The sequence below is a fragment of the Rhodococcus maanshanensis NBRC 100610 genome, from assembly GCF_001894865.1.
In the GTDB taxonomy this organism is placed as follows: domain Bacteria; phylum Actinomycetota; class Actinomycetes; order Mycobacteriales; family Mycobacteriaceae; genus Rhodococcus_G; species Rhodococcus_G maanshanensis.
Map to the genome: position 1 here is coordinate 55,582 of NZ_BCXA01000034.1, position 26,855 is coordinate 82,436.

Sequence of the window (26,855 nt, forward strand, 5' to 3'; positions counted from 1 at the left end):
GGCAACGAGTGATGTCTCAGGTCGGTGGGATCGGCTGGAAGGCGCGGAGCTCGTCCCGTCCCGGCCTGACCACCCCGGCCGAGGATTCCATCACCTCGTTCCACGCGCCGGGAAGCTCGCGCAACGGTTCGGAGACCACGAACCGGGTCTCCCCACCCAGCTGGTGCAGGACGGGCACCTCCGGGTGGAGATCGCGCAGCCTGGAGATCTCGGTCGAGAAGAACAGCGACCTCGATTGCCCCTCGGTCGAGTAGCGGAAGATCCAGGTGGATTCGCCGTCCGTCGTCGCGACGGTCATCTGGACCGGATGGTCGACCCCGTGGGCCCGGCCGACGTCCTCGACGAGACCGACGGCCCTGGCGACCGCGTCGAAGGGGTCGTCGGTGAGCCCGAAGGTCAGGGCGAGGAAGAACAGCGTCTCGGAGTCCGTCGACCCCTCGAGGTCCGGGAACAGTGCGGGGTCGATCGCGGTCATCAGGTCGCGCCGGGTCTCGTGGAACCCGCGGAGGGCGCCGTTGTGCATCCACAACCAACGCCCGTGCCGAAACGGATGGCAGTTGCTGCGCTGCACCGCGGTCCCCGTCGACGCCCGGACGTGCGCGAAGAACAGCGGAGTGCGCAGCTGGCCTGCGATCTCGCGCAGATTCGAGTCGTTCCATGCCGGTTCGATGCTCTTGAACACCGCCGGTTCCGCGCCCTCGCCGTACCAGCCGATGCCGAAGCCGTCGCCGTTCGTGGTCGTGGCGCCGAGCCGGGAGTGCAGGCTCTGGTCGATCAGTGAGTGTTCAGGCCGGAACAGCAGGTCCTCCGCGAGGATCGGCTCTCCCGAGTAGGCCATCCACCTACACATACCTCAATTGAACACCGAACCCCGCCCGTCGTGCTCGGTCATTCGCGGGGTCAGCGGGCGCGTGCCCGGCCCGGGGCTACCGCGAGGGCGGCGGTGATAGGTTCGGGCGGCCCCGCGAGTCGACGCCTGCGGCGCCGGATCGCCTTCTCCGTCTCGATCACGACCGGGACGATCAGTGCCCAACCGATGCAGGCGAGCCACTGCCCACCCGTCAGGGACGTCGTCATGAGCAGGTCCTGGAGGAAGCCGAGTTCCACGGCGAACACCGTGACGACCAGGGGCACGGACAGGATCTTCAGCGCCCCGAGCACCGGTGCCGTGAGCCCGGACTCCGGATCGCGCCGCATGACGAGGCCGGCCAGGATCGACCCGAGGGACAGTACGACGAACGCCATGGTCATCGGCACGTTGCCCTCGGTCGTGCTCATCTCGCCGGGGGCGAGCAGCATCACCGCAAGGGTGACGGCGAACTGCAGGATGCCGTAGGCCAGCCACTGGGCGAACGCGGCCCGGTTGGCGATCGGCAGGCCCGGGTCGCGGGGCGGCTTGTTCATCAGGTTCGGCGGGGCCGGGTCGAGCATGATGACCGCGACCGGGAACAGGGTGATGAAGAAGTGCTGGAACAACACCATCAGCGGGGTCAGCGCGACCCCCTCGTTGATGTCGAAGATGCTCGCGACGAGGAAGAGCAGTACCAGTGAGAACAGCTTGGACATCTGGTAGCGGATGTACGACACGATCTTCTCGTAGATGCTGCGGCCCAAGCGGATCGCGGTGATCAGTGTCCCGAAGTTGTCGTCGGTGAGCACCATCTTGCCCGCCTGTTTGGTGACCTCGCTGCCCGAGCCCATCGCCACGCCGATGTCGGCCTTCTTCAGCGCGGCGGCATCGTTGACGGCGTCGCCGGTCATCGCCACGATTGCGCCGCCCTGCTGCATGATGTCGGCCAGACGCAGCTTGTCCTGCGGCGTGACACGGCCGAAGACGTGGAGTCCCGGCAGGGCCGCCGCCAGTTCCTCGTCCGTCATGGCCTGGAGTTCGGCGCCGCCGATCGCGCCCGGCCCCAGTCCCAGTTCGGCGCCGATCGCGGCTGCGGTGATCGCGTGGTCGCCGGTGATCATGCGGACGTCGATGCCCGCCGCGTTGGCGGTGCGCACGGCATCGACCGCCTCCGGCCGAAGCGGGTCGATGATCCCCACCATGCCGACGAACGTGAGGTCCCCGACGAACGACATCGGGTCCGCGATCACGGCCTCCTCCCGGCCGTCGAGCAGCCGGGTGGCGAAGGCCAGCACACGAAGTCCCTTCTCCGACATCGCACGGTTCGCGGCCGTCAGTTCGTCCCGGACCTCGGCCAACGGCACCGCCTCCCCGCCGGGGACGAACGCGGTCGCGCACCGCTCCAGGACCACGTCGGGCCCACCCTTGACCAGCTCCACGAATCGCGTGTCGCCGCGGGCCTGGAGGTGATGGAAGGTCGCCATGAACTTGTACGCGGAATCGAACGGCACCTCGGCCACACGCGGATAGGTCTGCCGGGTCAGCGGGGCGTCGACGCCCATCTTGGCCGCGAGCACCACCAGCGCGGCCTCGGTCGGATCGCCGACGACCTCCCCCGTGTCCGAGACGGTGGCGTCGCTGTCCAGGCACAACCCGTAGGCGAGCAGGGTGAAGTCCGGAACCGCCTCCCCCGCAACGTGTGCGATCGTCCCGGCCTTGCCGTAGCCCTCGCCGTCCACCGCGAACCACCGACCGTGAAAGTACAGCGAGCGCACCGTCATCTGATTCATGGTCAGCGTGCCGGTCTTGTCGGAGTTGATCGCGCTCGTGGCGCCGAGGGTCTCGACATCGTTGAGGTTCTTCACGATCGCCTTCGCCTCGGCGAGCTGGCGCGCCCCGTAGGCCAGCATCGCCTGGACGAACGTCGGCATACCGGTCGGAATCGCGGAGATCCCCATCGAGATGCCCAGCAGCAGGAGCGTCGTGATGTCCTGTCCGCGGATCGCACCGATGACGACGATGATCGCCACCGCGGCCCAGGCGATGGTGCCGAGCACCTTGGTCAGCGAGTCCAGTTCGCGCTGGAGCGGTGACTTGCTCGGCGCGACGGCCGAGAGCATCGATGCGATCAGACCCATCTGGGTGCGCATGCCGGTCTCCGTGACCACCATGGTGGCGGTGCCGCGGGTGACCGAGGTGTTCTGGAACACCATGTTGCTGCGGTCACCGAGGGCGACGTCGGCGGTGTCGAGCGTCCCGGGATCCTTGGCGATCGGTGCGCTCTCGCCGGTCAGCGCCGCCTCCTGGGTCTCGAGGGTGGCCGACCGCAACAGTCGGCCGTCCGCGGGGACGATGTCGCCCGACTCGAGCGCGACGATGTCGCCCGGCACCAGGTCAGTCGCGTCGAGCTGGGTCAGGGCCCCGTCGCGGACCACCCGGGCCTGCGGCGTCTGCATCTTCGCGAGCGCGTCCACGCTGGCGCGGGCCTTCAGTTCCTGCTGCGTGCCCAGCACGATGTTGAGCAGGACGAGCGCCGCGACCACGATCGCGGTCGGCACCTCGCCGATGATCACGCTGACGACCGCCACCGCGACCAGCATCAGGTTCATCGGGTCCGTCAGCTGCAGCAGTGCGATCGCCCACGTCGAGGGCGCGGGCTCGGCCGCGATCTCGTTGGCCCCGTATTGCCGCCGCCGCGCGTCGACCTCGGTCTCCGTCAGGCCCGATCGTGGGTCGGTGCCGAGCGCCGCGACGACGGTGTCTGCGTCCTCGGCGTGCCATCTTTCTCCGGATTCGGCGGTGGCGCGCTGGCGGAACTGGTCCGGTGTCGGTTCCGTTGTGGCCATGACCGCTGCTCCTCGCCTGGTACTCGGAAACGTCAGTAAGGAGTGGGAATCCAGTGCAGCGCCAGCGCAGGCGCGCGATAGTCGCCGGGGCTCTGCCGCTTCGGCAGGGTGACGTCGGGACGCTCGAGCGGCGTGTACGGGATCTGGCTGAGCAGGTGACTGATGATGTTGAGCCGCCCACGCTTCTTGTCGTCGTTGAGCGCGACGAACCACGGCGCCAAGCCGGAATCGGTGAACCGGAACATCTCGTCACGGGCCCGTGAGTAGTCGTACCAGCGGGTGTAGGACTTCAGATCCAGCGGGGAGAGCTTCCAGGTCTTCCGCGGATCGTCGATGCGACTCTGCAGGCGCAGCGTCTGTTGCTCCTCGCTCACCTCGAGCCAGTACTTGAGCAGGATGACCCCCGACTCGACGATCACCCGCTCGACCGCCGGGATGAGTTCGAGGAACTTCTGAGCCTGGTCCTCCGTGCAGAAGCCCATGACGCGTTCGACGCCTGCCCGGTTGTACCAGCTGCGGTCGAAGATGACGACCTCACCGGCGGCGGGCAGATGCGGCACGTACCGCTGGAAGTACATCTGCGACTTCTCCCGCTCGGTCGGTGCGGGCAGGGCCACCACCCGGAACACCCGGGGGCTGACGCGCTCGGTGATCGTCCTGATGACCCCGCCCTTCCCGGCGGTATCGCGGCCCTCGAAGAGGATGCAGACCCTCGCCCCCGTCGACTTGACCCACTCCTGCAGCGCGACCAGTTCCGCGTCGAGCACCTTCAGATGGCGGCGGTATTCCTTGTTCGTCATCGGTGGGGCATGTTCCGCGGCGGACGAGTCGATCAGCTCTCCGGCCTCGGCAGGCCGGCGCCCGGCCTGCTCGGTCTGCTCGGATCGCTTCTTGGACTTCGTGTGCTTGGACTTGCCCACCGGCTCTCCCTCGGCCGTCCGCTCGTGCGTACTGGTCCGGTCCTCACCCGGTTCGCCGACAGCAGGACCGCGACACCGAGGCGCGCGGTCCTGCTGCCGGACCTGTCACCGAATCATCCTGCTTTCCATTGTGTTCCGGGTCAGACTGCTTGTGGCTTCCAGGTCGATACCGCCCAGATGACCACGACGTCGAGCGCGATGATCAGCACCGACCACCACGGGTAGTAGGGCAGCCACATGAAGTTGGCGATGATCGAGATCGCCGCGATCACGATCGCCGCCACCCGTGCCCAGGCGGCCCCGGTGAACAGCGCGACGCCGATCGCGCCGACCAGGACGCCGAGCACGATGTGGATCCAGCCCCACGAGGTGAGGTCGAACTTGTAGGTGTACTCCACGCCGACGATGAAGACCTCGTTCTCGGCCACCGCCGCGATCCCCTGGATGAGCTGGATGATGCCAACGGTCACCAGGATGACGGCCGCCCCCATCGACGTGCCTGCCGCGACGCCCTGTTCGGCCGGCGACTTCTCAGACATGACGGTCCCCTTCCTCGCAACCGAGTGGTGCTATGTCCCCATTGTCCGCTTCCTGCATCGCGTTCATCGCGGATTCGAGGTTCGAATCCCGCTCGGCCCTGGGCAGCCTCCGGTGTGTGGATCCGTGCCTGTCTCGAGTCCCTTTTGAGTCTTGACCTCGGCGGACAGCCGGGCAGACGATGGACCGATGACCGGCGATGACGAGTTGCTTCAAGTCGAGCACGTCATCGCGCGACTGATCGCTCGCTACCCCTCCGAACCGCCCACGGACATCGAGCACACCGTGCGGACGATCCATCAGCGCTTCGCCAACGGCAAGGTCCGCGATTTCGTGCCCCTGCTCGTCGAGAAGGCGGCCCGTCGGCAGATCGCGGACCGGGTGACCACCGAGACCGCCAGAGCCGAACGCGACGATGCCGCGCCACTCGATGGCCTTGTTTCCTAGGCGGGCGGCCCTCCCAGGTGAGATGCTGGCAAGCGTCGCTCAAGACTCGAATACCGTTCTGACCACGACCATCTTCAAGGAGAGAGGTCCTGCAGTGAACGACAACGAATTCGACGAAGTCGGGCCCATCGACTATCTCGTGGTGGAGTTCCCCGCCGACCGGCCGCCGGACGGGTCGGCACTGCCGATGCTCCGCGATCTGGTCGACAACGGCATCATTCGCGTGCTCGACCTCGTGTTCGTCCGCAAGAACACCGACGGATCGCTGGCAGGAATCGCGATCGACGACCTCGGCCTCGAGGGCGGCGTCGACGTGACGCTGTTCGCGGAGGCCTCGTCGGGGCTGGTGAATCGAAGCGACGTCGAGGAGGCCGGTGCCATCCTCGAACCGGGCTGCTCCGGAGCCATTCTCGTCTACGAAAACCTGTGGGCCGCCCCATTTGCCACCGCGCTGCGCCGCGGCGGCGCGCAACTCGTGGCCTCGGGCCGCATCCCCCTGCAAGGCATCATGGCGGCACTCGACTCCCTCGATGCCGACAGCTGAAGACGAAGGAGCACACCATGCCTGGACTTCTCCGTGGCGTCGCGCGTACCGCCGTCGTGGCCGGGACCGCGACCGCCGTCTCGAATCGGGTTTCCCGCAGGCAGGGTCAGCGGTGGAACGCCGAACAAGCCCAACAGGCTCCCCCGCCCCAGCCCCCGCCCCCGCCCGCCCCCGCACCGCCTTCGGGCGGCGTCGATCGTCTCGCCGCCCTGCAGCAGCTCGCCGAGCTGAAAGCCCAGGGCGTGCTCACCGAGGACGAGTTCAACGCCGAGAAGGCCAGGATCCTGGCCTCCTGACCGCACGGCGGCGCCCACGAAAATCGCTCGCGCAGCCGCGGCGGGGACGCTAGCGTCGGGACATGTCTCCTCCATATTGAAAGAACCCCGACATGACTGCGACGACGGCCACGGCCGCACGCCGGTACACACCCCTGGTCCTGATCAACCTCGCGACGCTGCTCTCGGCGACAGGAAACGGCATCACCATCGTCGCGCTGCCGTGGCTGGTCCTCGCACAGACCGGCCGGGCCACCGACGCCGCCGTCGTCGCAGGCGCCGCCACCCTGCCTCTGCTGCTCTCGAGCCTGTTCTCCGGCACGGTGGTCGACCGGTTCGGCCGCCGCCGCACCTCACTGGTCTCCGACTTCCTGTCCGCGGTGTCGGTGGCCCTGATCCCGGTGATGGCCGCGACGGCCGGGCTGTCGGTTGGCATCATCGCGGCGCTCGCCGCGCTCGGCGCCGCCTTCGACCCGGCCGGCATCTCGGCCCGCGAATCCATGTTGCCCGCCGCAACCAGGGACGCCCGGTGGTCATTGGACCGGGTCAACAGCCTGTACGAGGCCAACTACAACGTCGCGTACCTGATCGGCCCCGGCATCGGCGGCGTGCTGATCGCCACGGTCGGCGCGGTGAACACCCTGTGGGTGACCTCCGTCTGCTTCGCGCTCTCGATCCTCACCATCGCCTTCCTCCGACTCGACGGCGCGGGCACCCCCGACCGCGAGACCCGGCCGGAATCGATGTGGAGCGGCACACTCGAGGGCCTGAAGTTCGTGTGGCACAACCGATTGCTGCGCACCCTCGCCCTTGTCGACATGGCGATCGTCGCGCTGTACATGCCCGTGGAGAGCGTGCTCTTCCCGGTCTACTTCACCGAACGCGGGGAGCCGGCGCAGCTCGGCTGGGTGTTGATGGCGATGAGCATCGGCGGCGTGATCGGCGCCCTGACCTACGGCGCGCTCGCCGCCCGCGTCAGGCGCCGGACCCTGATGCTGCTGGCGGTGACCGCGCTCGGCGGATGCATGGTCGGCATGGCGTTCCTGCCCGCCCTGTGGGTGACGCTCACGCTGGCGCTGCTGGTGGGCCTGGTGTTCGGGCCCGTCGGCCCGATCGCGAACTACGCGATGCAGACCCGCAGCCCCGAGCACATGCGCGGCCGCGTCGTCGGCGTCATGACCTCCACCGCGTACGCCGCGGGCCCGCTCGGCTACCTGCTCGCAGGCCCGTTGATCGACGCCGTCGGCCTGCGGATCACCTTCTTCGCGCTGTCGATCCCGGTCCTGGTGATCGCCGCGGTCTGCTTCACGCTGCCCGCTTTGCGCGATCTGGACGCACCGGTGGCCGATTCGGTCGACACTCGAATCCACTAGAGGGTGAGAGAGGAACGCCATGACGCAGTACCTGCTCAGTGTCTACCAGCCCGACGGACCGGTGCCCGCGCCGGAGATCCTGGAGGGGATCATCGAGGACATCGAAGCCCTCAACCAGGAACTCAAGGCCGCGGGCGCGTTGGTGTTCTCCGGCGGTCTGTACCCGCCGGAGAAGGCGACGGTCCTGCGGCCGAGAAGCGGCGAGGTGCTCGTCACCGACGGCCCGTTCGCGGAGGCCGAGGATCACCTCGGCGGATTCACGATCATCGAGGCGCCCGACCTCGACGCCGCGCTCGACTGGGGACGCAAGCTGGCGGCCGCGACCACCCTGCCCATCGAGGTCCGGCCGTTCCAGCAAGGCCCCGAGGACTGACGCACGAGCGGGGCGATCAGGCGCGGATCAGCGCGTGACGATCAGCAGGAAGCCACCGCCGCCCGGCTCGATCTTGGTGTCCAGCGTCAGCTCGGGTGCGAGCCGCGAGAGCCGGTCCAGCAGCCAGGCGGACGCGTCCTCGGCGTCGGACTTCGAGGGGCACCGCGCCACGGCCACCCGTCCTGGCTTGCGGGTGAGCTGCTCGACCACCCCGATGATCGGCGCCGGATCGATCACGAACAGCGCGTCCGACCACGGCACCACCGGCTTGATCGCGCCCTTCTTGGTGTTGCAGGCGCGGTGCGCGAGCCGCTCCGGGCCGCCCTTGCCCTTCTTGGCGGTGTTGATGCTGTCGATGCTCGGACCGCGCGGGTCGTTCACGGACATGTCCGGGTCGACGGGTTCGTCGCACAACCAGCAGCGCCACGATTCCCGTTCGCCGACCTCATCCAGCTTGCTCATGCGCATGACGCTACAGAGCGCCGGACTTTCCTCACACTTGGCGACAGAAATGCACGGAAACGGCCGATTCGCCCACAGGGTGTGGGCTCGCTCCGGTTACCGGAACCCCATCACCTTGTCGCCCCACGCGGCCCGCAGCTCCCTGTCCGGATCGCTCGCCAGGGTGTCCGTCTTGTCGATGAGCAGCGTCGCCCTGGTGTCCTCGCGGTACGGCGCCCAGTGCTTGGAGGCGTCGAGCGCCGCGGGCACGCCGTGCTGCGCGAACGCCAGCCACCGGCGCTGCACCCGGCCGGACACCTCCAGCGCGGCCTTGCGCCCGCCGAGCCAGAAGGTCGGGTCGTGGTTGAGCGTGCCGAAATTGCCGAACACGTAGGGCAGTTCGGTGGCGTGCCCGGCGCCGACCCGGGCCGCCCACAGCATCGGGGTGGCGTGGTCGAACCGGTACACCCAGGTGGGCGAGTGCTTGCTGTGCGCGTCCGCGATCCACAGGCACGGCATCCGGAAGGCCGCGTCCCGCGAGACCGCGAGGGCACCGCTGGTCTTCGACCAGTCCGGGTATGCCGAGATGATCTCCGCGACCCGGATCGCGGGCAGCTTCGGGTGGTCGGCGGCGATCGCGGTGAACATCTGGTTCACGGTGTCCGCGGTGACGGGCATGATCGGTGAGCGGGTCAGCCGGAAGATCGACGCCTCGTCCTTGTTGGTGCCGATGATCAACGGGATGCGGTGCGCGAAACCCTTCTGGAACGCGGCGACCGGGTACCGCGGCACCAGGTCGCCGTCGACCACGGGAGCCATCGACAGCGTGCCCGGCACCGAGGTCGTCACCTCGTCGAGCAGCACGTCGCCCGCCGCGGTCAGCTTCTCGATCGGCAGCTCACACAGCCGGCCCGCCTCGACCTCGTTCACCCCGACGATCTCGAGGAAGCGCCTTGCCACCGTCGCCGCCCGCTCGGCACCGTAAACCGATGTGGCGGGTGCACTTTGCACGATGGCCTTGTGGAAGAGCCCCTCCGCGCGAGGCGAGGTCATCAGCGTCGTGATCGACCCGGCACCCGAGGACTCCCCGAACGCGGTGACGTTGTCCGGGTCGCCGCCGAACGCGGCGATGCAATCTCGCACCCATTCGAACGCGGCGATCATGTCGCGGAGCCCGATGTTGGTCTCGAACGGATGCTCGTCGGTCGAGAAGGTCGACAGGTCGAGGAACCCGAGCACCCCGGTCCGGTAGTTGACGGTGACCACCACGACGTCGCCCAACTCGGCCAACCGCCTGCCGTCGTACACGCTCTGCGACGACGAGCCGACGCAGTACGCACCGCCGTGGATCCAGACCATCACCGGGCGCGGCGTCCCGTCCGGACGGGGCGCCCACACGTTGAGCGAGAGACAGTCCTCGTCCGCGACCGAGCCCGGCTCCATCGGCACCTGAACCGTCTTGGCCTGCGGGGCGATGGGTCCGAAGTCCCTGCAGTCGCGTTCACCCAGCCACGCTGACGGTGCCACCGCGGACCGGAACCGCCGCGCCGCGCCCGCGGCGGCGTACGGGATGCCCTTCCATGCGAACACCGCTCCTGCCGCGTAACCGCGCGCGTCGCCGTCGCGGGCGGACACGGTCAGCGTCTCGGCCGGGGTCGTCGCGGTCACATCCAGTCCGGTTGGCACGGCAGCCTCCTCGCAGCGGGATCCCAGCCAACGTACCAAGGATGTGCGACCACCTGCGGGAACCGGCGGGGGCACTGGGAGGCACGCCACACCCGGCCGACCGCCGCTCCCGCTTGTCGGGAAATACGACTGCGCCGTCGACGGTGGTGGTCTGGGATGGAGCCATGTCATCACAGACCGTTTTCACCCCTGGGGCCCTGCTGGCGGGACGGCGCGCGGTTGTCACCGGCGGCGCGGCCGGCATCGGCGCGGCCATCGCGCGGTCGTTCGCGGCACACGGCGCCCACGTCCTGGTCGCGGACCTCGATCCGGTCACCGATCGCACCTTCGACCCGGCGGCGGGCGGCTCGATCGAGGCCATCGAGGCCGACGTCCGCACGGCCCAGGTACCCGAGGCGCTGCTCGCGCACCGACCGGACATCCTGGTGAACAACGTCGGCCACTACCTGCGTCCGCCGCGCCCGTTCGCCGAGAACGAGCCCGATCTGTGGGAGCAGCTGCACGAGGTCAATCTCGGTCACGTGCTGCGGCTCACGCACGCCGTGCTGCCCGGCATGGCCGAGCGCGGCGGCGGCTCGGTCATCAACCTCACCACCGTCGAGGCACACCGCGCGATGCCGGGGCACACCGTCTACTCGGCCTACAAGGCCGCGCTGATGCAGTTCACCCGCTCGCTCGCCGCCGAGGTCGGCCCCGCGGGGATTCGCGTCAACGCCATCGCCCCCGATCTCATCGAGACTGTCCAGGTTCCCTACGCCGAGCTGGTGCCCGAGGAGCAGGCGCCGCTGTGGCCCACCTGGTCCCCGCTCGGCGGGCCCGGGCAGCCGGAGGACGTGGCGGGCCCGGCGCTGTTCCTGGCGTCCGACCTGTCCCGCTTCGTGACCGGCGGCACCATCCACGTCGACGGCGGCACCCACGGCGCAGGCGGCTGGGTGCCGCGCGCATCCGGCGGCTGGACCAACCGCCCCCTCAATCCCTGACCGGTCCCCGAAGGACCTCCGTCCCCACGTCCTGATCCGCCGAGTGTGCACCTGCCGGGGCATCGCCCGAGTACGGGCGTCGGCAGGTGCACACTCGGCGGCCCCGGCACCGGCCGCTCGAGCCCCGCTCCCCAATCAGTACTCCGATAAGCAATCAATGGTTGCGCAACTTCGAATGGTCGGCTAACGTCACATGCAACCAAAAGTTGCATGTGACGAAAGGGTGCGGAGCATGGAGTACGGCAGCATCGAACGAGAGATCTACGTCGACGCCTCACCCGAGGTGGCCTTCGAGGTGGTGAGCAGCCCCGAGCACATCTCGGAATGGTGGTCCGACGACGCCGAGATCGACGCGACCCCCGGCGCGGTCGGTGAGCTCATCTGGGGCGACAGGGCGGAGGTCGCCCGGATCAAGGTGGTGGACGCGGAGCCGCCTCGATTGTTCTCGTTCCGCTGGTGCCATGCCGACGGCAAGGTCGACGACTCCGCCGACTCGCTGCTGGTCACCTTCGAGCTGACTCCGTCGGGCTCTGGCACGAGGATCCGGCTCACCGAGACCGGGTTCCGGGAGATGGGTTGGGAGGCTGCGAAGTTGGAGGAGCTGTACCGCGAGCACAGCACCGGGTGGGACACCTTCGTGCCCCGACTCGGGGAATACCTCGCACGGCTGGTGGCCACCCCGTGAGCACAGCCGTCGACGACGACCTCTGGTCCGCGATCGGGGACCCGACCCGCCGGCGGATGCTCGACCTGCTCCTGGCCGAAGGCGATGGCACCGCCACCAGCCTCAGCGCGCAACTCCCCGTGACACGGCAGGCCATCGCGAAACACCTCGGCATGCTCGACCGGGTCGGCCTGGTGCACGCCACGCCTGCCGGGAGGGAGAGGAGGTACCGGGTGGATGAGGCGCAACTCGCTCGCGCGGTCGCGCAGTTGTCCTCGGTTGGGGCGACGTGGGACGCGAGGCTCCGGCGGATCAAGCGCATCGCCGAGGCGATTCAGCACACGAAAGACCAACGCGACACACAGCACTGAATTCACAACAGGTCATTCGAAAACCAACACCGGAAAGAAGGACCGAAAATGGTGGACATCCTGCACAGGGTCGGCATCAAATCGACGCCTGCCGAGGTCTACACGGCCTTGACCACCGCCGAGGGGCTGGCCGGCTGGTGGACGGCCGACACCGAGGGCGACGGCAACGACATCGGCGGTGTGCTCCGATTCCGCTTCGGGGCAGGCGGATTCGACATGAAGGTCGACGAACTCGTCCCCGGCAAGCGTGTGCAGTGGGAGGTGATCGACGGGCCTGAGGAGTGGGTCGGAACGCACGTCGTGTGGGACCTCGATCAGGTCGACGACTACACCATCGTTCTCTTCAATCACCAGGGCTGGAAGGAGCCGGTGGAGTTCATGCACCACTGCAGCACCAAATGGGCGGTCTTCCTGATGAGCCTGAAATCGCTCATCGAAACCGGGACGGGCGCTCCCGACCCCCACGACGTCAAGATCGACAACTGGAACTGATCGACCCACCTCGACGTGGCACCCGCGCTGCGTCCGGTTGAGTGTGCACCTGCCGGGGCATCGCCCGAGAGCGACCGCCGGCAGGTGCACACTCGGCGATGCGGCGGCCGGTATCCCGACCCGGGTCGGCTATCCGGCGCGGCGGGATCCCAGCGGCGCGCGGTCGGCGCCCTCGATCTGCCAGAACGTCCACCCGTCCCTGGACTCGACGTCCCCGCTGATGTGGCCGGCGACGGCGTTGGCAGCGGTGGTCGGGTTGTCGAAGCGGCGGCCCTCCATCGGCCCGCGGGTGATCTCGAGCCTGCCCGTCTGCTCGTCGTACATGCCGACGAGCCGGTAGCCCTCGAAATCCGCGACGACCTGCAGTCGCGCGTCGACGACCTCCTCGACGACCGCGGACTTCCTCGTGCGGGTGATCGGCACCAGCTTCGGCCTGCTCGGTTCCGGCACGGTGCCCGCGGGCTTGCGACTGGGGTCCCTCACATCGGACAGCCCGAGCAGGTCCCAGCGCGCGCGGCCGTGCTCCACCCGTTCGACGGCGATCGCGTGGCTACCCGTCCTGGTGCGCCCGGGAACCTCCTTGACCCACAGGTCGACCTCGCTGTGGATGTCGGCGGCGACCTCCTCGGACGGGACGACGAAGTACTCCTCCGGAGAGGTGGCCAGGTCGACGAACACCCAGAACTGGGATCCGGTGTCATCGGTGTCCAGCGAGCCGTCCTGTTTGCGCGCCTGCCAGTCGCCGTCGAGCTTGGTTCGCACCCGGACCACGCAACTGTCGTCGCCGATGCCCCACACCTGGACCGGGTTGCGCCGCGAATGGGTGAGCCGGACCGCGCGGCCACCGCGCTGGACGACCTCCGAGATGAATGCCTGAATGCCCAGGCTGGCAGTGTTCTCCATGGTGTCCGTCCGTGCCGCTCAGCCCGTGCAAATGTGAGAGCAGTGGGGCGACGGGCGACGCGGACACGACTCGGTCTCTGACCTCCACCTTACGGGCATGTGGGCGCGCGGTGGCCCACAGCCGTGAGATCACCGTTCTTGCAGGACCGAGAGGATGTTGCCCGCCGGATCGGTGAACCACGCGATGTAGGGTCCGCCGCCCCGGAAGATGCCACGTTCGTCGGCCTCCATCCCCTGGTACCGCTCGAAGGTGACGCCCCGCTCACGCAGCGCGTCGACCGCCGCGTCGATGTCCTCGACCGGAAAGTTCAGGATGGTGTACTCCGCGGGGGTGTGGTTCTCCTTGGGGTACGCCAGCACGGTCTTGTCCCCGCCGATCTGTATTGCGAGCAGGCCGTACTCCTCGGTGACGGTCAGGCCGAGGGTGTCGCGGTAGAAGGCTGCGGCCGCATCGATGTCGTCGACGGCGAAGCCGCTGAACGGAGCCGATCCCAGCGTCGCGGACGGGGCGGGCACCCGGGCCGCCAGGTACCGCGCACCGAGCTCGATGATCTGGAAGTAGTTCCCGTCCGGGTCGATCAACGTTCCGAAGAGCATCCCCTCGGAGCGTTCCTCGAGCGGGACCAGCCAATCGGCATCCATCTCGTCCAGTCGGGCCGCGACCGCTGCCGCGTCGTCCACGTGGAAGTTGAGGATCGTGCGCCCTGGCTCCGGGTTCTTCGCCGCGACGTCGTCGCGCTGGTCGAACAGGACACTGACGCCCCCGAATCGGACGTCGCCGTCCGGGCTCGGCGTGGCGCCGAAGGCCCTGCAGTACCAGTCCCTAAGACGATCGGGGTCCGGGCTCGCGAGCAGAATGGAACCGAGGTCGGGGCTGGTCATGTGTCCTCCCGGGGTGCGAGTGCCGGTCTCGACACTGCCCCCGACCGCGGTCCCGCGCAAGGGCGACCCGCCGGGGAGGGTTCCCCGGCGGGCGAAAACGTAGCTCCCCCACGGGTGGTGTCGGGCAACTACGGTTCGCGAGGACACCAGCACCGACCGACAGAGGGACGTTTCCGTGAAGCGCGCGCACTTCTCCCCGCTGGCCACGCTGCTCGTCGCGGCCATTGCTCTCGGTGGCGCCGCCACCGGATCCCCCGCCTCCGCGGCCCCGATCCTGCCGACGCCGGGCGGCGACACCGCCATCGGGGCGACCGCGCTGAGCCTCGTCGACCGTGGCCGCGAGGACCCATGGGTGCCCGGTACCCGGCGCGAACTCGCCGTCACGGTCACCTACCCCGCAGCGGGCGTGAGCGGGAGCGAACCCGCCGAATACGTCAAGGGCAGCGGGCTCCAGACGAACGCCCACGTCGACGCGCCGGTCGCCTCGAGCGGACCGCGCTCGCTGCCGGTGGTGCTCTTCTCCCCCGGGTTCTACATGCCCCGAACGCTCTCGACCGGCACCGCCGAGCATCTCGCCGGCCGCGGGTACGTGGTGATCAGCATCGATCACACCGGGGACGGCCTTGCCACGGTCTTCCCCGACGGCCGGGTCGTCCCGCAGCGGATGCCGGACCCGTACTCGGAGGCCACCCTGCGCAAGGCGCTCGACACCAGGGTGGCCGACGCGAGGTTCGTGATCGATGTCGTCGAGTCGCTCGCACGCGGGGACGGCGATGCCGTGGCGACGCACCTCCCCGACGGACTCGCCGACGCCATCGACCCGTCCAGGATCGGCATGTTCGGTCATTCGATGGGCGGCGCGTCCACCGCCGAGGTGCTGCGCACCGAACCCCGGCTCGATGCCGGGGTGAATCTCGACGGCGCCCTCTTCTACGGAACCGCACCGAGCCCGATCGTCACCGAGGGCGCCACCCGCCCGCTGCTGAGCATCATCAGCTCGTTGCACGCCGACAGCCGCAAAGGACGCGAACGGTTCTGGGACCAGTACTTCCGGACGCCCCGCGGGTGGAGCCGCGTCTACGCGATCGCCGATACCGGGCACGCCAGTTTCACCGACGCCGAACACTTCGTCCCGCAGAGCGTGCCCGACCTCCCGGCCTTCCAGATCCCCGGCGGCCTGAGCCTCGGAACCGCTCCGCGACAGGAGGTGACGAGGACGATCGACGGCCTCGTCACGGCGATGTTCGATCGTCACCTCAAGGACCGGCAGGATCCGGTGCTGGAGAACCCGACGCCGCGGTACCCGCTCGTCCGCGAATTCCGCTAGGCGCGGCAGCCCACCGAGATCCGGGTCAGCGGTACAGCGCGTCGATCTCGTCGCCGAAGCGCTCGGTGACCACCTTGCGCTTGATCTTCAGGGTGGCGGTCATCTCGCCGTCCGCCTCGGTGAGATCGCGATGGAGGATGGTGAACTTCTTGATCGCCTCGGAATGCGAAACGGTGCTGTTCGCATCGTCGACCACCTGCTGCAGCGCGGCGCGCAGGTCCCGGTCCTCGCTCAGGTCCGCGACGGACGCCGAGGCGGGCTTGCCGTTCTCGGTCTTCCACAGCGCGAACACGTCCGGGTCGACGGTGAGCAGCGCGGCGATGAAGGGGCGCGCGTCCCCGACGACCACGGCCTGCGAGATCAGCGCGTGCGAGCGCATCCGATCCTCGAGCGGTCCCGGCGAGACGTTCTTGCCGCCCGCGGTGATCAGCAGGTCCTTCTTCCGCCCGGTGATGGTGAGGAAGCCGTCCTCGTCGAGCTCGCCGAGGTCGCCGGTGCGCAGCCAGCCCTCGTCGAAGGTGTCGGCGGTGGCCTGCTCGTTGTGCCAGTACCCGCCGAACACCACACCGCCGCGCAGCTCGATCTCACCGTCGGCCGCGATGCGAACGCTGTTGCCGCCCAACGGCCGTCCGACCGAACCCATCTTGTGCGCGCCCGGGATGTTGACGCAGTGCGCCGCGGTGGTCTCGGTGAGTCCGTAACCCTCGTAGATCGGCACGCCGACGCCACGGAAGAAGTGCCCGAGGCTGGGCATCAGTGCGCCACCGCCGGAGATGGCCCACCAGCACTCGCCGCCGAGTGCGGCCCGGAGCTTCGAGTAGACGAGCCGGTCCGCGACCCAGTGCTTGGCGCGGAGCACAGGAGACGGTCCACCCGCGTCGAGCGCCTCGCTGTAGCGGACGGCGGTCGTCTCGGCGAGGCCGAAGATCGCCTTCTTGACGGCGCCGCCCTGCGCGGCGCTGTGTGCGGCCGAGTCCCTGACCTTCTCGAAGACCCGCGGTACCCCGAGGATCGTGTGCGGCTTGAACCGGGCGAACTGCCCGACAACGGTGCTGAAGTTCGACCAGTGCGCCTGCGCCCCACCGGCTTCGAACATCGCGAGGGAAACGGCACGGGCCAGCACGTGGGCGAGCGGCAGGAAGGTGAGCATCCGGTTGCCCGGCCTGGCCACCTCGCCGACACTGGCGCTGAGGATGCCGCGAACCTCGGACAGGAAGTTGCGGTGGGTCAGGATGCAGCCCTTCGGCCTGCCCGTGGTGCCGGAGGTGTACACCAGCGACGCCAGGTCATCGGCCCGGATCGCCGCCACCCGGTCGTGCACCTCGGCATCGTCGAGATGCGCGCCCGCCGCGATCAGCGCACCAACCGCGTTGTCGTCGATCTGACGGACGCTCAGTCCGGAGCCGTCGAAGGCCGACGCGTGCCGTTCGGTTTCCACGATCGCGGTCACCGCCCCCGAATCCTCGGCGATCCACCGGATCTGGTCCGCAGAGGACGAGTCGTAGATCGGCACCGACGCGGCGCCGGCCGCCCAGATCGCGAAGTCGAACAGTGACCATTCGAACCGGGTGGCCGACAGCAGGATCACCCGATCCCCTCGGGCCACACCGCCCGCGATCAGGCCCTTCGCGACGCCGACCACCAGATCGGCGAACTCCGCCGCGGTGACGTCGACCCAGTCGCCCCCGATCGGTCGGCTGAACAGCACCCGCTGGGGCGCTTCCTGAGCGTGCCGGTAGACGGAGCGGACGAGGGCGTCGTCGTCCGCGACGGTGAACTGGGCGGTGGTGGCGAATTCACGCACGGGGGTCTGCTCCGATGCTCTGGTCGGTGTCGTGGTCTGCGGTACTGGTGCGGAACCTGTGCAACATGCGGGCGAGGTCGGCGATGTCCGCGTCCGACCAGTCCCGGACCCGCTCCCCCACCTCGTCGCGGCGGCGCCGGTCGGCGTCCCCGAGGACGTCGCGGCCTGCGCCGGTGAGGCTCAGCGGGTGCCCGCTGCGGATCGGTCCCGGCTCGGCCTGGACCCACCCGGCGTCGACACAGCCGCGCAGCTGCCGCGACACGGTCGACCGGTGCACCCCGAACGCCTCGGAGATCTCGGTCGCCCGACATCCCGGGTTGCGCTCGATGTAGGAGAGCACCGAGTGCTGGGCAAAGGTGGGCAATCCCTCGGCCGGACGCTCCCCCGTCATCAGCTGGCGGACCAGGTGCACGAGCTCCTCGTGTACCTGGGCGACAGCAGCGGTCGATCGTTGTTGCACAACGCAACTATAAACCCGATCCGACGCCGCTCGACTCGGGCCCGAGCCCGAGGGCCGGATCCGAACATTCGGATCAGCGTGATCCGAACTGCGTCCTGGCCCCGCGCGGCGGCGCAATCGCCAACCGGCCCGCCGTTTGCCCAGGTCCGGCCGCACCGCTGGTGGCGCAATCGCCTCACCGCCCATGCGGCCCAGAAGTGAGCGGCCGGAAGGCCCCGAAACCGCCGCTACTGTCGGCATTCGTCCAGGTCACCGGCCCCGAGGGAGGGAAGCAGATGAGCACAGCCACCGAGCCGCCCAGCCGCCGCTCGCGCGCCGATCGGGCCCGCCAGGTCGCGGACGTGCTGCGCCAGCAGACCCTGGCAGGCGCGTTCGCGGGCACCCTGCCGCCCGAGCACCAGCTCGCCGCCGAGTTCGACGTCTCCAGGAACACCGTGCGCGCCGCCCTCGCGCTGCTCAAGGACGAGGGCCTGATCGACCGCGCCCCTCGGGTCGGCACCCAGGTGTCCGGACGCAAGTTCGACCACGGCATCGACACCCTGCTCGGCCTCAAGGAGACGCTCCGCGAACACGGCGAGGTGCGCAACGAGGTGCGCGCGGCCCTGCACCTGGTGCCTCCGCCCGCCGTTGCTCGCCGCCTCGAGCTCGACAGGGGCGAACCCGCGGTCTACATCGAGCGGCTCCGCTACCTCGGCGATCTGCCACTCAGCCTCGACCTGACCTACCTCGTCCCCGACCTCGGCGAGGAACTGCTGCGCCGCGACCTCGCCGGCAACGACGTGTTCGCCCTGATCGAAGAGGTCTCGGGCAGGCCGCTCGGATCGGCCGAGCTGGCCATCGAATCCGTCAACGCCGACGCCCACACCGCTGCCGCGCTGCAGGCCCCCGAGGGCGCCGCGTTGCTGCTGCTCGAACGGCTCACCACCCTCGACGACGGCAGGCCCGTCGACCTCGAGTATGTCCGCATGCGGGGTGACCGCATCACCATGCGCGGCAACCTCTTCCGCACGAACCAACCCTGGGAGCTCACCTGATGGCACTGGTCAACCAACGCGCCGACGTCCCGGTCACCATCGACGAGTCGCTCTGCATCGAGGGCTGCACCCTCTGCGTCGAGATCTGCCCGCTGGACTCGCTGGCGATCAACCCCGACAACGGCAAGGCCTTCATGCACGTCGACGAGTGCTGGTACTGCGGCCCCTGCGCGGCCCGCTGTCCCACCGGCGCCGTCACCGTCAACATGCCCTTCCTGCTCCGCTAGCCGCCAGGCACCGGACGCCCCGACCACCAAGGACCCGAACATGAAACGCCGCATCCCCGCGGCGGCGCTGGCCGCTGCCCTCACCACAGCCCTGCTCGCCGGTTGCTCCCTCGACAGCGACTCCGGCGGCGGCGCAGCCGGCGCGGACACCGTGCCGGTCGTCATCGGCTATCAGTCCAAGACGATCAACACCGTCACCGCGGGCACCCTGCTGAAGGCACAGGGCTATCTCGAGAAGCGCCTCGCGGCCGTGACCGAGCGCACCGGCACCGCGTACTCGGTGCAATGGCAGGACTACGACACCGGCGCACCGATCACCGCGCAGATGGTCGCCGAGAAGATCGACATCGGTTCGATGGGCGACTATCCGATGCTCATCAACGGGTCCCGGACCCAGGCCAACCCGCGCGCGAAGACCGAGATCGTCTCGGTCACCGGGTACAACCCCAAGGGCGCGCTGAACATGGTTGTGGTGCCGCCGGATTCGTCGGCAACCGGACTCGCCGACCTGGCCGGGCAGAAGGTGTCCGCCAGCGTCGGCTCCGCCGGCCACGGCACCCTCGTGCAGGCCCTCGACCGCGCCGGCCTCGACCCCGCCACCGGGGTCGAGGTCCTCAACCAGCAGCCCCAGGTCGGCTCGTCCGCGCTGGAGTCCGGGCAGGTCGCCGCGCTGTCGCAGTTCGTGGCCTGGCCGGGCCTGCTGGTGTTCCAGGGCAAGGCGAAGCTGCTCTACGACGGCGCGGAGCTGAACCGACCGACCCTGCACGGCGTGGTGGTGCGCGAGTCGTACGCCGAGCAGCACCCCGAGGTGCTCGACGCCTTCCTGCTCGCGCAGCTCGACGCCACCCGCTTCATCCGCAGCGAGCCACTGGAGGCGTCGCGGATCGTCGCCGAGCAGAGTGGACTGCCGCAGGAGGTGGTCTACCTCTACAACGGTCCCGGCGGCACCTCCTTCGACCCGACGCTCAAGCCACGCCTGGTCGAGGCGCTGAAAACCGATGTGCCCTACCTGAAGTCGATCGGCGACTTCGCCGACCTGGACATCGACGGATTCGTCGACGACGCGCCGCTGCGGGCCGCCTACGCGGCCGAGGGGACCGAGACCTACGACGCCGCGACCGCCGTCGCGGCCAACCCCACGACCCTGACCGGCACCGACCCCGTGTGCGGACTCCCCGTCGCCGATCCCGCGCAGGCGAGCGAGCTGTGGTTCGACGGCGCGACACAGACGCAGCCCGCGGCCGACCCCACCTGCCTCCTGCGCTCGATCAAGAAGGCACGCGCCGAGGGCAGGGGCATCCGCGCCGCCTACGTGCCCGACGCGGAACTGGGCACCCGCTGGTTCGCGGACAAGGCAGTGTGGGTGCGCGACGGAGCCCGCTACCTGCCCTTCACCACCGCGGCCGCCGCGGGGCGCTACCAGCAGACGAACCCCGCGAGCGTCCCGATCACCTACGACCGCGCCGTCGAGGAGGTCCGGCCGTGACCGCGTCCGTGACCGCACCCGGCGCGCGGTCGGCGGCCCAGGAGCCGGTCGTGCCTGCGCCGGACGCGACGCCCGACCCCGGCGACAGGCCGGCGGCACCCGCCCGGTGGCGGTCCAGAGCCATCCGGATCTCCTCGGTGCTCGCCGCGGTGCTCGCGTGGCAGCTGCTGACCGCCAACGACCTTCGGCTGTGGCTGCGATTCGACACGCTGCCCACCGTGACCGAGATCGTCTCGGCGTACGGGGGTCAGCTCCGGACCGACCTGTTCTACCTGGACCTCGGCCAGTCGCTGATCCGGATCGTGTCCGGGTTCGGCCTCGCCACCGTCGCGGGGGTGACCGTCGGCATCGCGCTGGGACGATCTCGCCTGTTCGCCGACACCGTAGGCCCGCTGGCCGAACTGGCGAGGCCCATTCCGGCGATCGCCATCGTGCCGGTGGCGATCCTGCTGTTCCCCAGCGACGAGGCAGGCATCGTCTTCATCACCTTCGTCGCCGCCTTCTTCCCGATCATGGTCAGCACCCGGCATGCCGTGCGGGCGCTCCCGACCATCTGGGAGGACTCCGTGCGCACGCTTGGCGGCAGTCGTTGGGACGTCCTCGGTCGCGTTGTGCTCCCCGGGATCCTGCCCGGGCTGTTCGGCGGGCTGTCGGTCGGCATCGGCGTCGCGTGGATCTGCGTGATCTCCGCCGAGATGATCTCGGGCCGGCTCGGGGTCGGCTACCGCACCTGGCAGGCATACACGATCGTCGACTACCCGGGTGTGTTCGTCGGCATGATCACCATCGGCATCCTCGGGTTCTCGACGTCCGCGGCGGTCGAGCTGCTCGGCCGCCGCGTCACCCGGTGGCTGCCCCGAGGGGAGAACACCAGATGACCACGGCCACAGTCGAAGAGAAGATCGCTGCGGGCATGTCGCTGGCCCTGGACGGGGTCACCCTGTCCTACACCGGCGCCCCCGTGGTCCGTTCGCTGTCCCTGACCGCCCTGCCCGGCGAGATCCTGGTCCTCACCGGGCCCTCCGGGTGCGGGAAGTCGACGGTGCTCCGCGCGCTGGCGGGCCTGCTGGCGCCGGACTCCGGCCGCATCCTCGCGGACGGAGCCGCGGTGACCACCACCTCGCGGGATCGCGCCGTGGTCTTCCAGGACAACGCCCTCCTGCCCTGGCGCACCGTCCGGTCCAATATCGAACTCGCCCTTGCACTTCGCGGCCGGCCGAGGTCGGGACGCAGGCGCGAGGCGGAGCGGTGGATCGAGGAGGTCGGGCTCATCGGCTTCGGGGACTTCCTGCCCAAGAACCTCTCCGGCGGCATGCGTCAGCGGGTGCAGCTGGCGCGCGGCCTTGCCGGTGCGCCCCGGGCCGTGATGATGGACGAACCGTTCGGAGCACTCGACACTCAGACCCGCGCGACCATGCAACGACTGCTCGTCGAGACCTGGCGCACGCACCCGACGACGGTGGTCTTCGTGACCCACGACGTCGACGAGGCGGTCCTGCTCGGCGACCGGGTCGCGGTGCTCGGGCGCGCGGGCGCCCCGCTGCGCACCGTCGTCGACGTGCCATGGCCCCGCGACCGCGACGCCCTCGACCACCCCGACACCCGAGCCGCCCGTGCGAAAGTCCTGGCTGCGCTGGGCCACACGAACACCCAGGAGAACTGATGGACATCCCAGACCTGGCCGAAACCATCCGCCTCGATTGCGACGTACTGGTCATCGGCGGTGGCACGGCAGGCACGATGGCCGCGCTGACCGCAGCCGAGAACGGCGCCGACGTGCTGCTGCTCGAGAAGGCACACGTACGGCACTCCGGCGCGCTGGCGATGGGGATGGACGGCGTCAACAACGCCGTCATCCCCGGCAAGGCCGAGCCGGAGGACTACGTCGCCGAGATCACCCGCGCCAACGACGGAATCGTGAACCAGCGCACCGTCTACCAGACCGCGACCCGCGGCTTCGCGATGGTGCAACGGCTCGAGAAGTACGGCGTGAAGTTCGAGAAGGACGAGTACGGCGAGTATGCGGTGCGCCGGGTGCACCGCTCCGGTTCCTATGTGCTGCCGATGCCCGAGGGCAAGGACGTGAAGAAGGCGCTGTACCGGGTGCTGCGGCAACGGAAGATGCGCGAGAAGATCCGGATCGAGAACCGCCTGATGCCGGTGCGGGTGCTGACGGATCGGGGCCGCGCGGTCGGTGCGGCGGCACTGAACACCCGCACCGGGGAGTTCGTCGCGGTCGGGGCGAAGGCCGTCATCCTGGCGACCGGCCCCTGCGGACGGCTCGGGCTGCCCGCGTCGGGATACCTGTACGGCACCTACGAGAACCCGACCAACGCAGGCGACGGCTACTCGATGGCCTACCACGCGGGGGCCGAGCTGAGCGGCATCGAGTGCTTCCAGATCAACCCCCTCATCAAGGACTACAACGGACCGGCGTGCGCCTACGTCGCGAACCCGTTCGGCGGCTACCAGGTCAACGCGCATGGCGAGCGCTTCGTCGACTCCGATTACTGGTCGGGACAGATGATGAGCGAGGTCAAGCAGGAGATCGAATCAGCCCGCGGCCCCATCTATCTCAAGGTCAGTCACCTACCGACCGAGACCCTGGACACGCTCGAGTCCATCCTGCACACCACCGAACGGCCCACCCGCGGAACGTTTCACGTGAATCGCGGGCACGACTACCGCACCCACGACATCGAGATGCACATCTCCGAGATCGGCCTGTGCAGTGGACATTCGGCGTCCGGCGTGTGGGTGGACGAGCACGGCGCGACGACGGTGCCCGGGCTGTACGCGGCAGGCGACCTGGCCTGCGTGCCACACAACTACATGATCGGCGCCTTCGTGTACGGGGACCTCGCGGGGTCGCACGCCACCGGCACCCTGGCGACCGTGGACGCTCCGGCCGAACTGCCGGCCGATCAGCTGCGGGCGGCGCACGAGCTGATCTACCGGCCGCTCCTGCACCCGGAGGGACCGCCGCAGCCGCAGGTCGAGTACAAGCTGCGGCGCTTCGTCAATGACTATGTGGCGCCACCGAAAACGGCCACCAAGCTGTCCATCGCGGTCGAGACCTTCCAGCGGATGACCGCGGAGATCGAGGGCATGGGGGCGACCAGCCCGCACGAACTGATGCGGTGCGCGGAGGTGTCGTTCATCCGGGACTGCGCGGAAATGGCGTCGCGCAGCTCGCTCACCCGCACGGAGAGCCGATGGGGCCTGTACCACGAGCGGGCGGACCTGCCCGGCCAGAACGACTCCGACTGGGGATACCACCTGAACCTGCGCAAGAGCGCCGGGGGCGAGATGGAGTTCCTCAAGCGTCCGGTGGCGCCGTACTTCGTGTCGGTCCCTGGCCTGGACGACCTTCCGCCGCGTGACCAGCGGGTCGTGCCGGTGCGACAGCCGCCGCTGGTGGGCGGGCGCGCACCGATCGCGCCGACCTCGCGGATCGACGCCACCCCCGCCGACGTCCGGCCCCGCTCGCCTCGGATCGTGGAGGTCCTCGGGCTCGACAGTCCGACCGCGGCGGAGCTCCGTCCCTATCTGATCGATGCGGACCCGCAGGTGCGCGCGACCGCAATCGCCACCCTGACCGAGGCCACCCCAGACGGATTCGACGCCCTACTGGTCGCCGCGCTCGGTGACGAGAACGCCACCGTGCGCCGGGCGGCCGCGGACGGGCTACGCGAGCTGGTCGAGGTGCTGCCCTCGGCCGGTGCGCTGGCGCGCCACCTCACATCCGACGATCCGCTCGTCCGGTCCACGGTGGTCGACCTCCTGAGGGCGCTGCGCGCAGGGACAGGGGCGCAGTACGGGGCGGCGCTCGAGGACGTCGACCATCGGGTCCGCATCGAGGCGGTGCGGTCGCTGGTGTCCCTCGACGACTGGCAGACGGTGACCACCGTCGCCGCTGACGAGAACCGCGAGGTGCGGATCGCCTGCGCGCAGGGCCTCGCCACGATCGGCCTCGGGGGTCTCGAGGCGGCCCGAACCCTCGCGTCCGACCGTGACCCCCTCGTCCGCGCGGCCGCGCTGGCGGCCTTTGCCTCGCTGCGGCCTGCCGGGACCGATGTCGCGCTGGCCGTCGCCGGACTGGAGGAGTCGGCATGGCAGATCCGGCAGGGTGCGGCGCGTGCCCTCGCCGGTGCCCTCCCGGAGGATGCGGTGCCCGCGCTGGCGGGGGCCCTCACCGACGTGCACCTCGACGTCCGCAAGGCCGCGGTACTCACGCTTGCGACGTGGCCGGGAGACGCTGCGGCGCAACAGGTGTTGAGCACCGCGATCGACGACACGGACGCCGACGTACGCGCCTACGCCCGGCGCGCGCTCATGGACCCGGTCCGCGTCTGAGAGACCGGGCCGGACACGGTTCACCCCCGTCGCAGCGCGTACTCGGTATACGTCCCGACGGGGGTGAACCCGATCCGCTCGTAGACGGGCGCACCGTCCTCGAACGCCTGCAACACCACCCGCTCCACCCCGGCCGCCCGGGCACGGTCGACTGCCGCCAGGGTCACCGCGGTGCCGAATCCCCGCCTGCGATGGGCCTCAAGGGCGACTACGCCGTAGAGACCGGCAACACCCGCCGCCAGGTGGATCTCCGCCCCCGCCACCGGTTCCCCGGCGAGATAGCCGACGACAAAGGTGCTGGCACACTCGCTCCGCAGGATCGCCGGACCCGCCGCCTCGAAGAAGTCGAACACCGCCGGGGACGGCGGCGTCCAGTTCCTGGCCATCAGCTCCGCATAGTGACGCAACTGCTCGCGATTCGTCACGGTCACGACCTTCAGGTCCGTGTCCGGCGAGGGCAACGGGATCTCCGTCATCGACCTTCAGGTCCGTGTCCGGCGAGGGCAACGGGATCTCCGTCATCGACGCGGTCATCGCCAGCTCCCTCTCCGACGCCCGAAGGCCCCGCTCCCGCAGCAACTCTCCCAGGTTCGCGGGAGTCGAGGTCGGGGCAACCCACCAGGAGAACGGGCGCCCCGCCGCGCTCACCGTGGCCAGAATCTCCTCGAGCCGTGCCTGCGCCGTGAGCCGCGTCAACCGCGCCCGGCACACCAGGTTGAAGGTGTCGTCGTCCAGTCCGCTGTCCACGATCAGGATGTCGCCGGGGTCGTGCACCCTCGCGCCGGCGACCGTGGGGTGCAGGTGCCCCGCATGCGACGCGAGATTGAGTTCCATTGCCTCCATCAGATCGTCGCCCACACGGCGATCCTAGTGAGAGCTCATCGTCCCTCTGAGCTCGCCCGGCCGTCACTCGGCGGCCGGGTGGTGGCGTCGAGTGTGCAGTTGTCGGGGCATCCGCCGGGTGGAGACGCCGGTAGGTGCACACTCGGCCGGCCCGCGGGTGGTGTCGAGTGTGCAGTTGTCGGGGCATCGGCCGGGTGCGGGTGTCGGTAGGTGCACACTCGGCCGGCCGGCCCGCGGCTCACGGGTGCGAGGGGTGCGAGGGGTGCGTACGTTCTTGCCCCAGATATGCGAAATGCCTCGCATCGCAGTCTCTTTCAAGACTGTGATGCGAGGCATTCGCAATTTATGTTCGGCGGTGTCCTACTCTCCCACACCCTGTCGAGTGCAGTACCATCGGCGCTGGAGGGCTTAGCTTCCGGGTTCGGAATGGGGCCGGGCGTTTCCCCTCCGCTATGGCCGCCGTAACTCTGTGAAATTTTCACACGGAACCTGGTCAGAAACCAAATCAGATCTGGATTCAATCTTCCGGTTCATGAAACAAAACGTGTGTTGTTTCAGATACCGCACAGTGGACGCGTAGCTTCTTTGTGGTAAGTCCTCGGCCTATTAGTACCAGTCACCTGCACACGTTACCGTGCTTCCAGTTCTGGCCTATCAACCCGGTGGTCTGCCGGGGGCCTTACCCCCTCGAGGGGGTGAGAAACCTCATCTTGGAACAGGCTTCCCGCTTAGAT

The 26,855-nt window shown here is 69.2% G+C and carries 27 protein-coding genes and 2 rRNA genes; 16 read left to right on the plus strand and 13 right to left on the minus strand.

Translation table 11 applies throughout. The features are described 5' to 3' along the window. Positions 1 to 16: 16 nt before the first annotated feature. The 4 genes from RM1_RS17310 to RM1_RS17325 form a co-directional block, all read right to left on the minus strand. Entirely contained in the window at positions 17 to 838 is an 822-nt protein-coding gene (locus tag RM1_RS17310; protein ID WP_072752978.1) for a class II glutamine amidotransferase, read from the minus strand. 62 nt (positions 839 to 900) lie between these two features. Further along, positions 901 to 3,696 carry a cation-translocating P-type ATPase gene (locus RM1_RS17315; protein WP_072752979.1) on the minus strand — a complete coding sequence of 932 codons (2,796 nt, stop codon included), beginning with the start codon at positions 3,694 to 3,696 and terminating at the stop codon, positions 901 to 903. A gap of 32 nt (positions 3,697 to 3,728) precedes the next feature. After that, entirely contained in the window at positions 3,729 to 4,532 is an 804-nt protein-coding gene (ppk2, locus tag RM1_RS17320) for a polyphosphate kinase 2 (protein WP_425528695.1), read from the minus strand. 224 nt (positions 4,533 to 4,756) lie between these two features. Beyond that, positions 4,757 to 5,155, minus strand: a complete 399-nt coding sequence (locus RM1_RS17325) for a DUF7144 family membrane protein (RefSeq protein ID WP_072752981.1) — start codon at positions 5,153 to 5,155, stop codon at positions 4,757 to 4,759. Between the two features lie 187 nt (positions 5,156 to 5,342). On the opposite strand from RM1_RS17325, the gene RM1_RS17330 reads away from it, so the two are divergent. From RM1_RS17330 to RM1_RS17350, 5 genes are all read left to right on the plus strand, one after another. Beyond that, positions 5,343 to 5,600: a three-helix bundle dimerization domain-containing protein gene (locus RM1_RS17330; RefSeq protein ID WP_072752982.1), complete on the plus strand. Its 258-nt coding sequence runs from the start codon at positions 5,343 to 5,345 to the stop codon at positions 5,598 to 5,600. 94 nt (positions 5,601 to 5,694) lie between these two features. Then, positions 5,695 to 6,144: a DUF6325 family protein gene (locus RM1_RS17335; protein WP_027502316.1), complete on the plus strand. Its 450-nt coding sequence runs from the start codon at positions 5,695 to 5,697 to the stop codon at positions 6,142 to 6,144. 17 nt (positions 6,145 to 6,161) lie between these two features. Next, positions 6,162 to 6,440, plus strand: a complete 279-nt coding sequence (locus tag RM1_RS17340; protein WP_072752983.1) for an SHOCT domain-containing protein — start codon at positions 6,162 to 6,164, stop codon at positions 6,438 to 6,440. A gap of 92 nt (positions 6,441 to 6,532) precedes the next feature. Next, the gene (locus RM1_RS17345; RefSeq protein ID WP_072752984.1) at positions 6,533 to 7,792 is read left to right on the plus strand and encodes an MFS transporter; all 1,260 of its coding nucleotides are present in this window, start codon (positions 6,533 to 6,535) and stop codon (positions 7,790 to 7,792) included. A 19-nt stretch (positions 7,793 to 7,811) separates the two neighbouring features. Continuing rightward, a complete protein-coding gene (locus tag RM1_RS17350; protein ID WP_072752985.1) occupies positions 7,812 to 8,165 on the plus strand; it encodes a YciI family protein in 354 nt (117 codons plus the stop codon). 27 nt (positions 8,166 to 8,192) lie between these two features. Here the strand turns inward: RM1_RS17350 and RM1_RS17355 are convergent, their stop codons facing one another. Then, positions 8,193 to 8,627 (minus strand): hypothetical protein, encoded by a 435-nt coding sequence (locus RM1_RS17355; protein ID WP_027502313.1) that lies wholly within the window; start codon positions 8,625 to 8,627, stop codon positions 8,193 to 8,195. A 96-nt stretch (positions 8,628 to 8,723) separates the two neighbouring features. Continuing rightward, a complete protein-coding gene (locus RM1_RS17360; protein WP_425528694.1) occupies positions 8,724 to 10,292 on the minus strand; it encodes a carboxylesterase/lipase family protein in 1,569 nt (522 codons plus the stop codon). 164 nt (positions 10,293 to 10,456) lie between these two features. Between RM1_RS17360 and RM1_RS17365 the strand changes: the two genes are divergently transcribed. From RM1_RS17365 to RM1_RS17380, 4 genes are all read left to right on the plus strand, one after another. Then, a complete protein-coding gene (locus RM1_RS17365) occupies positions 10,457 to 11,272 on the plus strand; it encodes an SDR family NAD(P)-dependent oxidoreductase (RefSeq protein ID WP_072752986.1) in 816 nt (271 codons plus the stop codon). A gap of 232 nt (positions 11,273 to 11,504) precedes the next feature. After that, positions 11,505 to 11,957 (plus strand): SRPBCC domain-containing protein, encoded by a 453-nt coding sequence (locus tag RM1_RS17370; protein WP_072752987.1) that lies wholly within the window; start codon positions 11,505 to 11,507, stop codon positions 11,955 to 11,957. Next, entirely contained in the window at positions 11,954 to 12,307 is a 354-nt protein-coding gene (locus RM1_RS17375) for an ArsR/SmtB family transcription factor (protein WP_072752988.1), read from the plus strand. Before RM1_RS17370 ends, RM1_RS17375 begins: the two co-directional genes overlap by 4 nt. 48 nt (positions 12,308 to 12,355) lie before the next feature. Next, entirely contained in the window at positions 12,356 to 12,799 is a 444-nt protein-coding gene (locus tag RM1_RS17380; RefSeq protein WP_072752989.1) for an SRPBCC family protein, read from the plus strand. A 129-nt stretch (positions 12,800 to 12,928) separates the two neighbouring features. Here the strand turns inward: RM1_RS17380 and RM1_RS17385 are convergent, their stop codons facing one another. Next, positions 12,929 to 13,702, minus strand: a complete 774-nt coding sequence (locus RM1_RS17385; protein WP_072752990.1) for a hypothetical protein — start codon at positions 13,700 to 13,702, stop codon at positions 12,929 to 12,931. Positions 13,703 to 13,831: 129 nt separating this feature from the next. After that, positions 13,832 to 14,584: a VOC family protein gene (locus RM1_RS17390; RefSeq protein WP_072752991.1), complete on the minus strand. Its 753-nt coding sequence runs from the start codon at positions 14,582 to 14,584 to the stop codon at positions 13,832 to 13,834. A 175-nt stretch (positions 14,585 to 14,759) separates the two neighbouring features. On the opposite strand from RM1_RS17390, the gene RM1_RS17395 reads away from it, so the two are divergent. Continuing rightward, a complete protein-coding gene (locus tag RM1_RS17395; protein ID WP_083576795.1) occupies positions 14,760 to 15,911 on the plus strand; it encodes an alpha/beta hydrolase family protein in 1,152 nt (383 codons plus the stop codon). Between the two features lie 25 nt (positions 15,912 to 15,936). Here RM1_RS17395 and RM1_RS17400 read toward each other — a convergent pair whose 3' ends face one another. Next, on the minus strand, positions 15,937 to 17,715 hold the full coding sequence (locus RM1_RS17400; RefSeq protein ID WP_072752992.1) for an AMP-dependent synthetase/ligase: 1,779 nt from the start codon (positions 17,713 to 17,715) through the stop codon (positions 15,937 to 15,939). Continuing rightward, complete coding sequence (locus tag RM1_RS17405) at positions 17,708 to 18,175, minus strand: MarR family winged helix-turn-helix transcriptional regulator (protein WP_072752993.1); 468 nt, start codon at positions 18,173 to 18,175, stop codon at positions 17,708 to 17,710. The genes RM1_RS17400 and RM1_RS17405 overlap by 8 nt, the downstream gene beginning before the upstream one ends. Before the next feature lie 275 nt (positions 18,176 to 18,450). Here RM1_RS17405 and RM1_RS17410 point away from each other — a divergent pair, with 275 nt between their 5' ends. The 6 genes from RM1_RS17410 to RM1_RS17435 are packed head-to-tail and all read left to right on the plus strand — an operon-like array spanning position 18,451 to position 25,278. Next, positions 18,451 to 19,209, plus strand: coding sequence for a GntR family transcriptional regulator (locus RM1_RS17410; RefSeq protein ID WP_072753003.1), 759 nt, complete (start codon positions 18,451 to 18,453; stop codon positions 19,207 to 19,209). Then, a complete protein-coding gene (locus RM1_RS17415; protein ID WP_027502301.1) occupies positions 19,209 to 19,436 on the plus strand; it encodes a 4Fe-4S dicluster domain-containing protein in 228 nt (75 codons plus the stop codon). The genes RM1_RS17410 and RM1_RS17415 overlap by 1 nt, the downstream gene beginning before the upstream one ends. 40 nt (positions 19,437 to 19,476) lie before the next feature. Further along, positions 19,477 to 20,922 carry an ABC transporter substrate-binding protein gene (locus tag RM1_RS17420; RefSeq protein ID WP_072752994.1) on the plus strand — a complete coding sequence of 482 codons (1,446 nt, stop codon included), beginning with the start codon at positions 19,477 to 19,479 and terminating at the stop codon, positions 20,920 to 20,922. A gap of 50 nt (positions 20,923 to 20,972) precedes the next feature. Then, positions 20,973 to 21,800, plus strand: a complete 828-nt coding sequence (locus tag RM1_RS17425; RefSeq protein ID WP_072753005.1) for an ABC transporter permease — start codon at positions 20,973 to 20,975, stop codon at positions 21,798 to 21,800. Further along, on the plus strand, positions 21,797 to 22,585 hold the full coding sequence (locus tag RM1_RS17430) for an ABC transporter ATP-binding protein (protein ID WP_083576796.1): 789 nt from the start codon (positions 21,797 to 21,799) through the stop codon (positions 22,583 to 22,585). The genes RM1_RS17425 and RM1_RS17430 overlap by 4 nt, the downstream gene beginning before the upstream one ends. Continuing rightward, entirely contained in the window at positions 22,585 to 25,278 is a 2,694-nt protein-coding gene (locus RM1_RS17435; protein ID WP_072752995.1) for a fumarate reductase/succinate dehydrogenase flavoprotein subunit, read from the plus strand. The genes RM1_RS17430 and RM1_RS17435 overlap by 1 nt, the downstream gene beginning before the upstream one ends. Before the next feature lie 20 nt (positions 25,279 to 25,298). Here RM1_RS17435 and RM1_RS26875 read toward each other — a convergent pair whose 3' ends face one another. The 3 genes from RM1_RS26875 to RM1_RS17450 all read right to left on the minus strand — a co-directional run. After that, positions 25,299 to 25,754: a GNAT family N-acetyltransferase gene (locus RM1_RS26875; RefSeq protein ID WP_245816415.1), complete on the minus strand. Its 456-nt coding sequence runs from the start codon at positions 25,752 to 25,754 to the stop codon at positions 25,299 to 25,301. A 714-nt stretch (positions 25,755 to 26,468) separates the two neighbouring features. After that, a 5S ribosomal RNA gene (rrf, locus tag RM1_RS17445) occupies positions 26,469 to 26,585 on the minus strand. Positions 26,586 to 26,707: 122 nt separating this feature from the next. After that, a 23S ribosomal RNA gene (locus RM1_RS17450) occupies positions 26,708 to 26,855 on the minus strand; the annotation flags it as partial.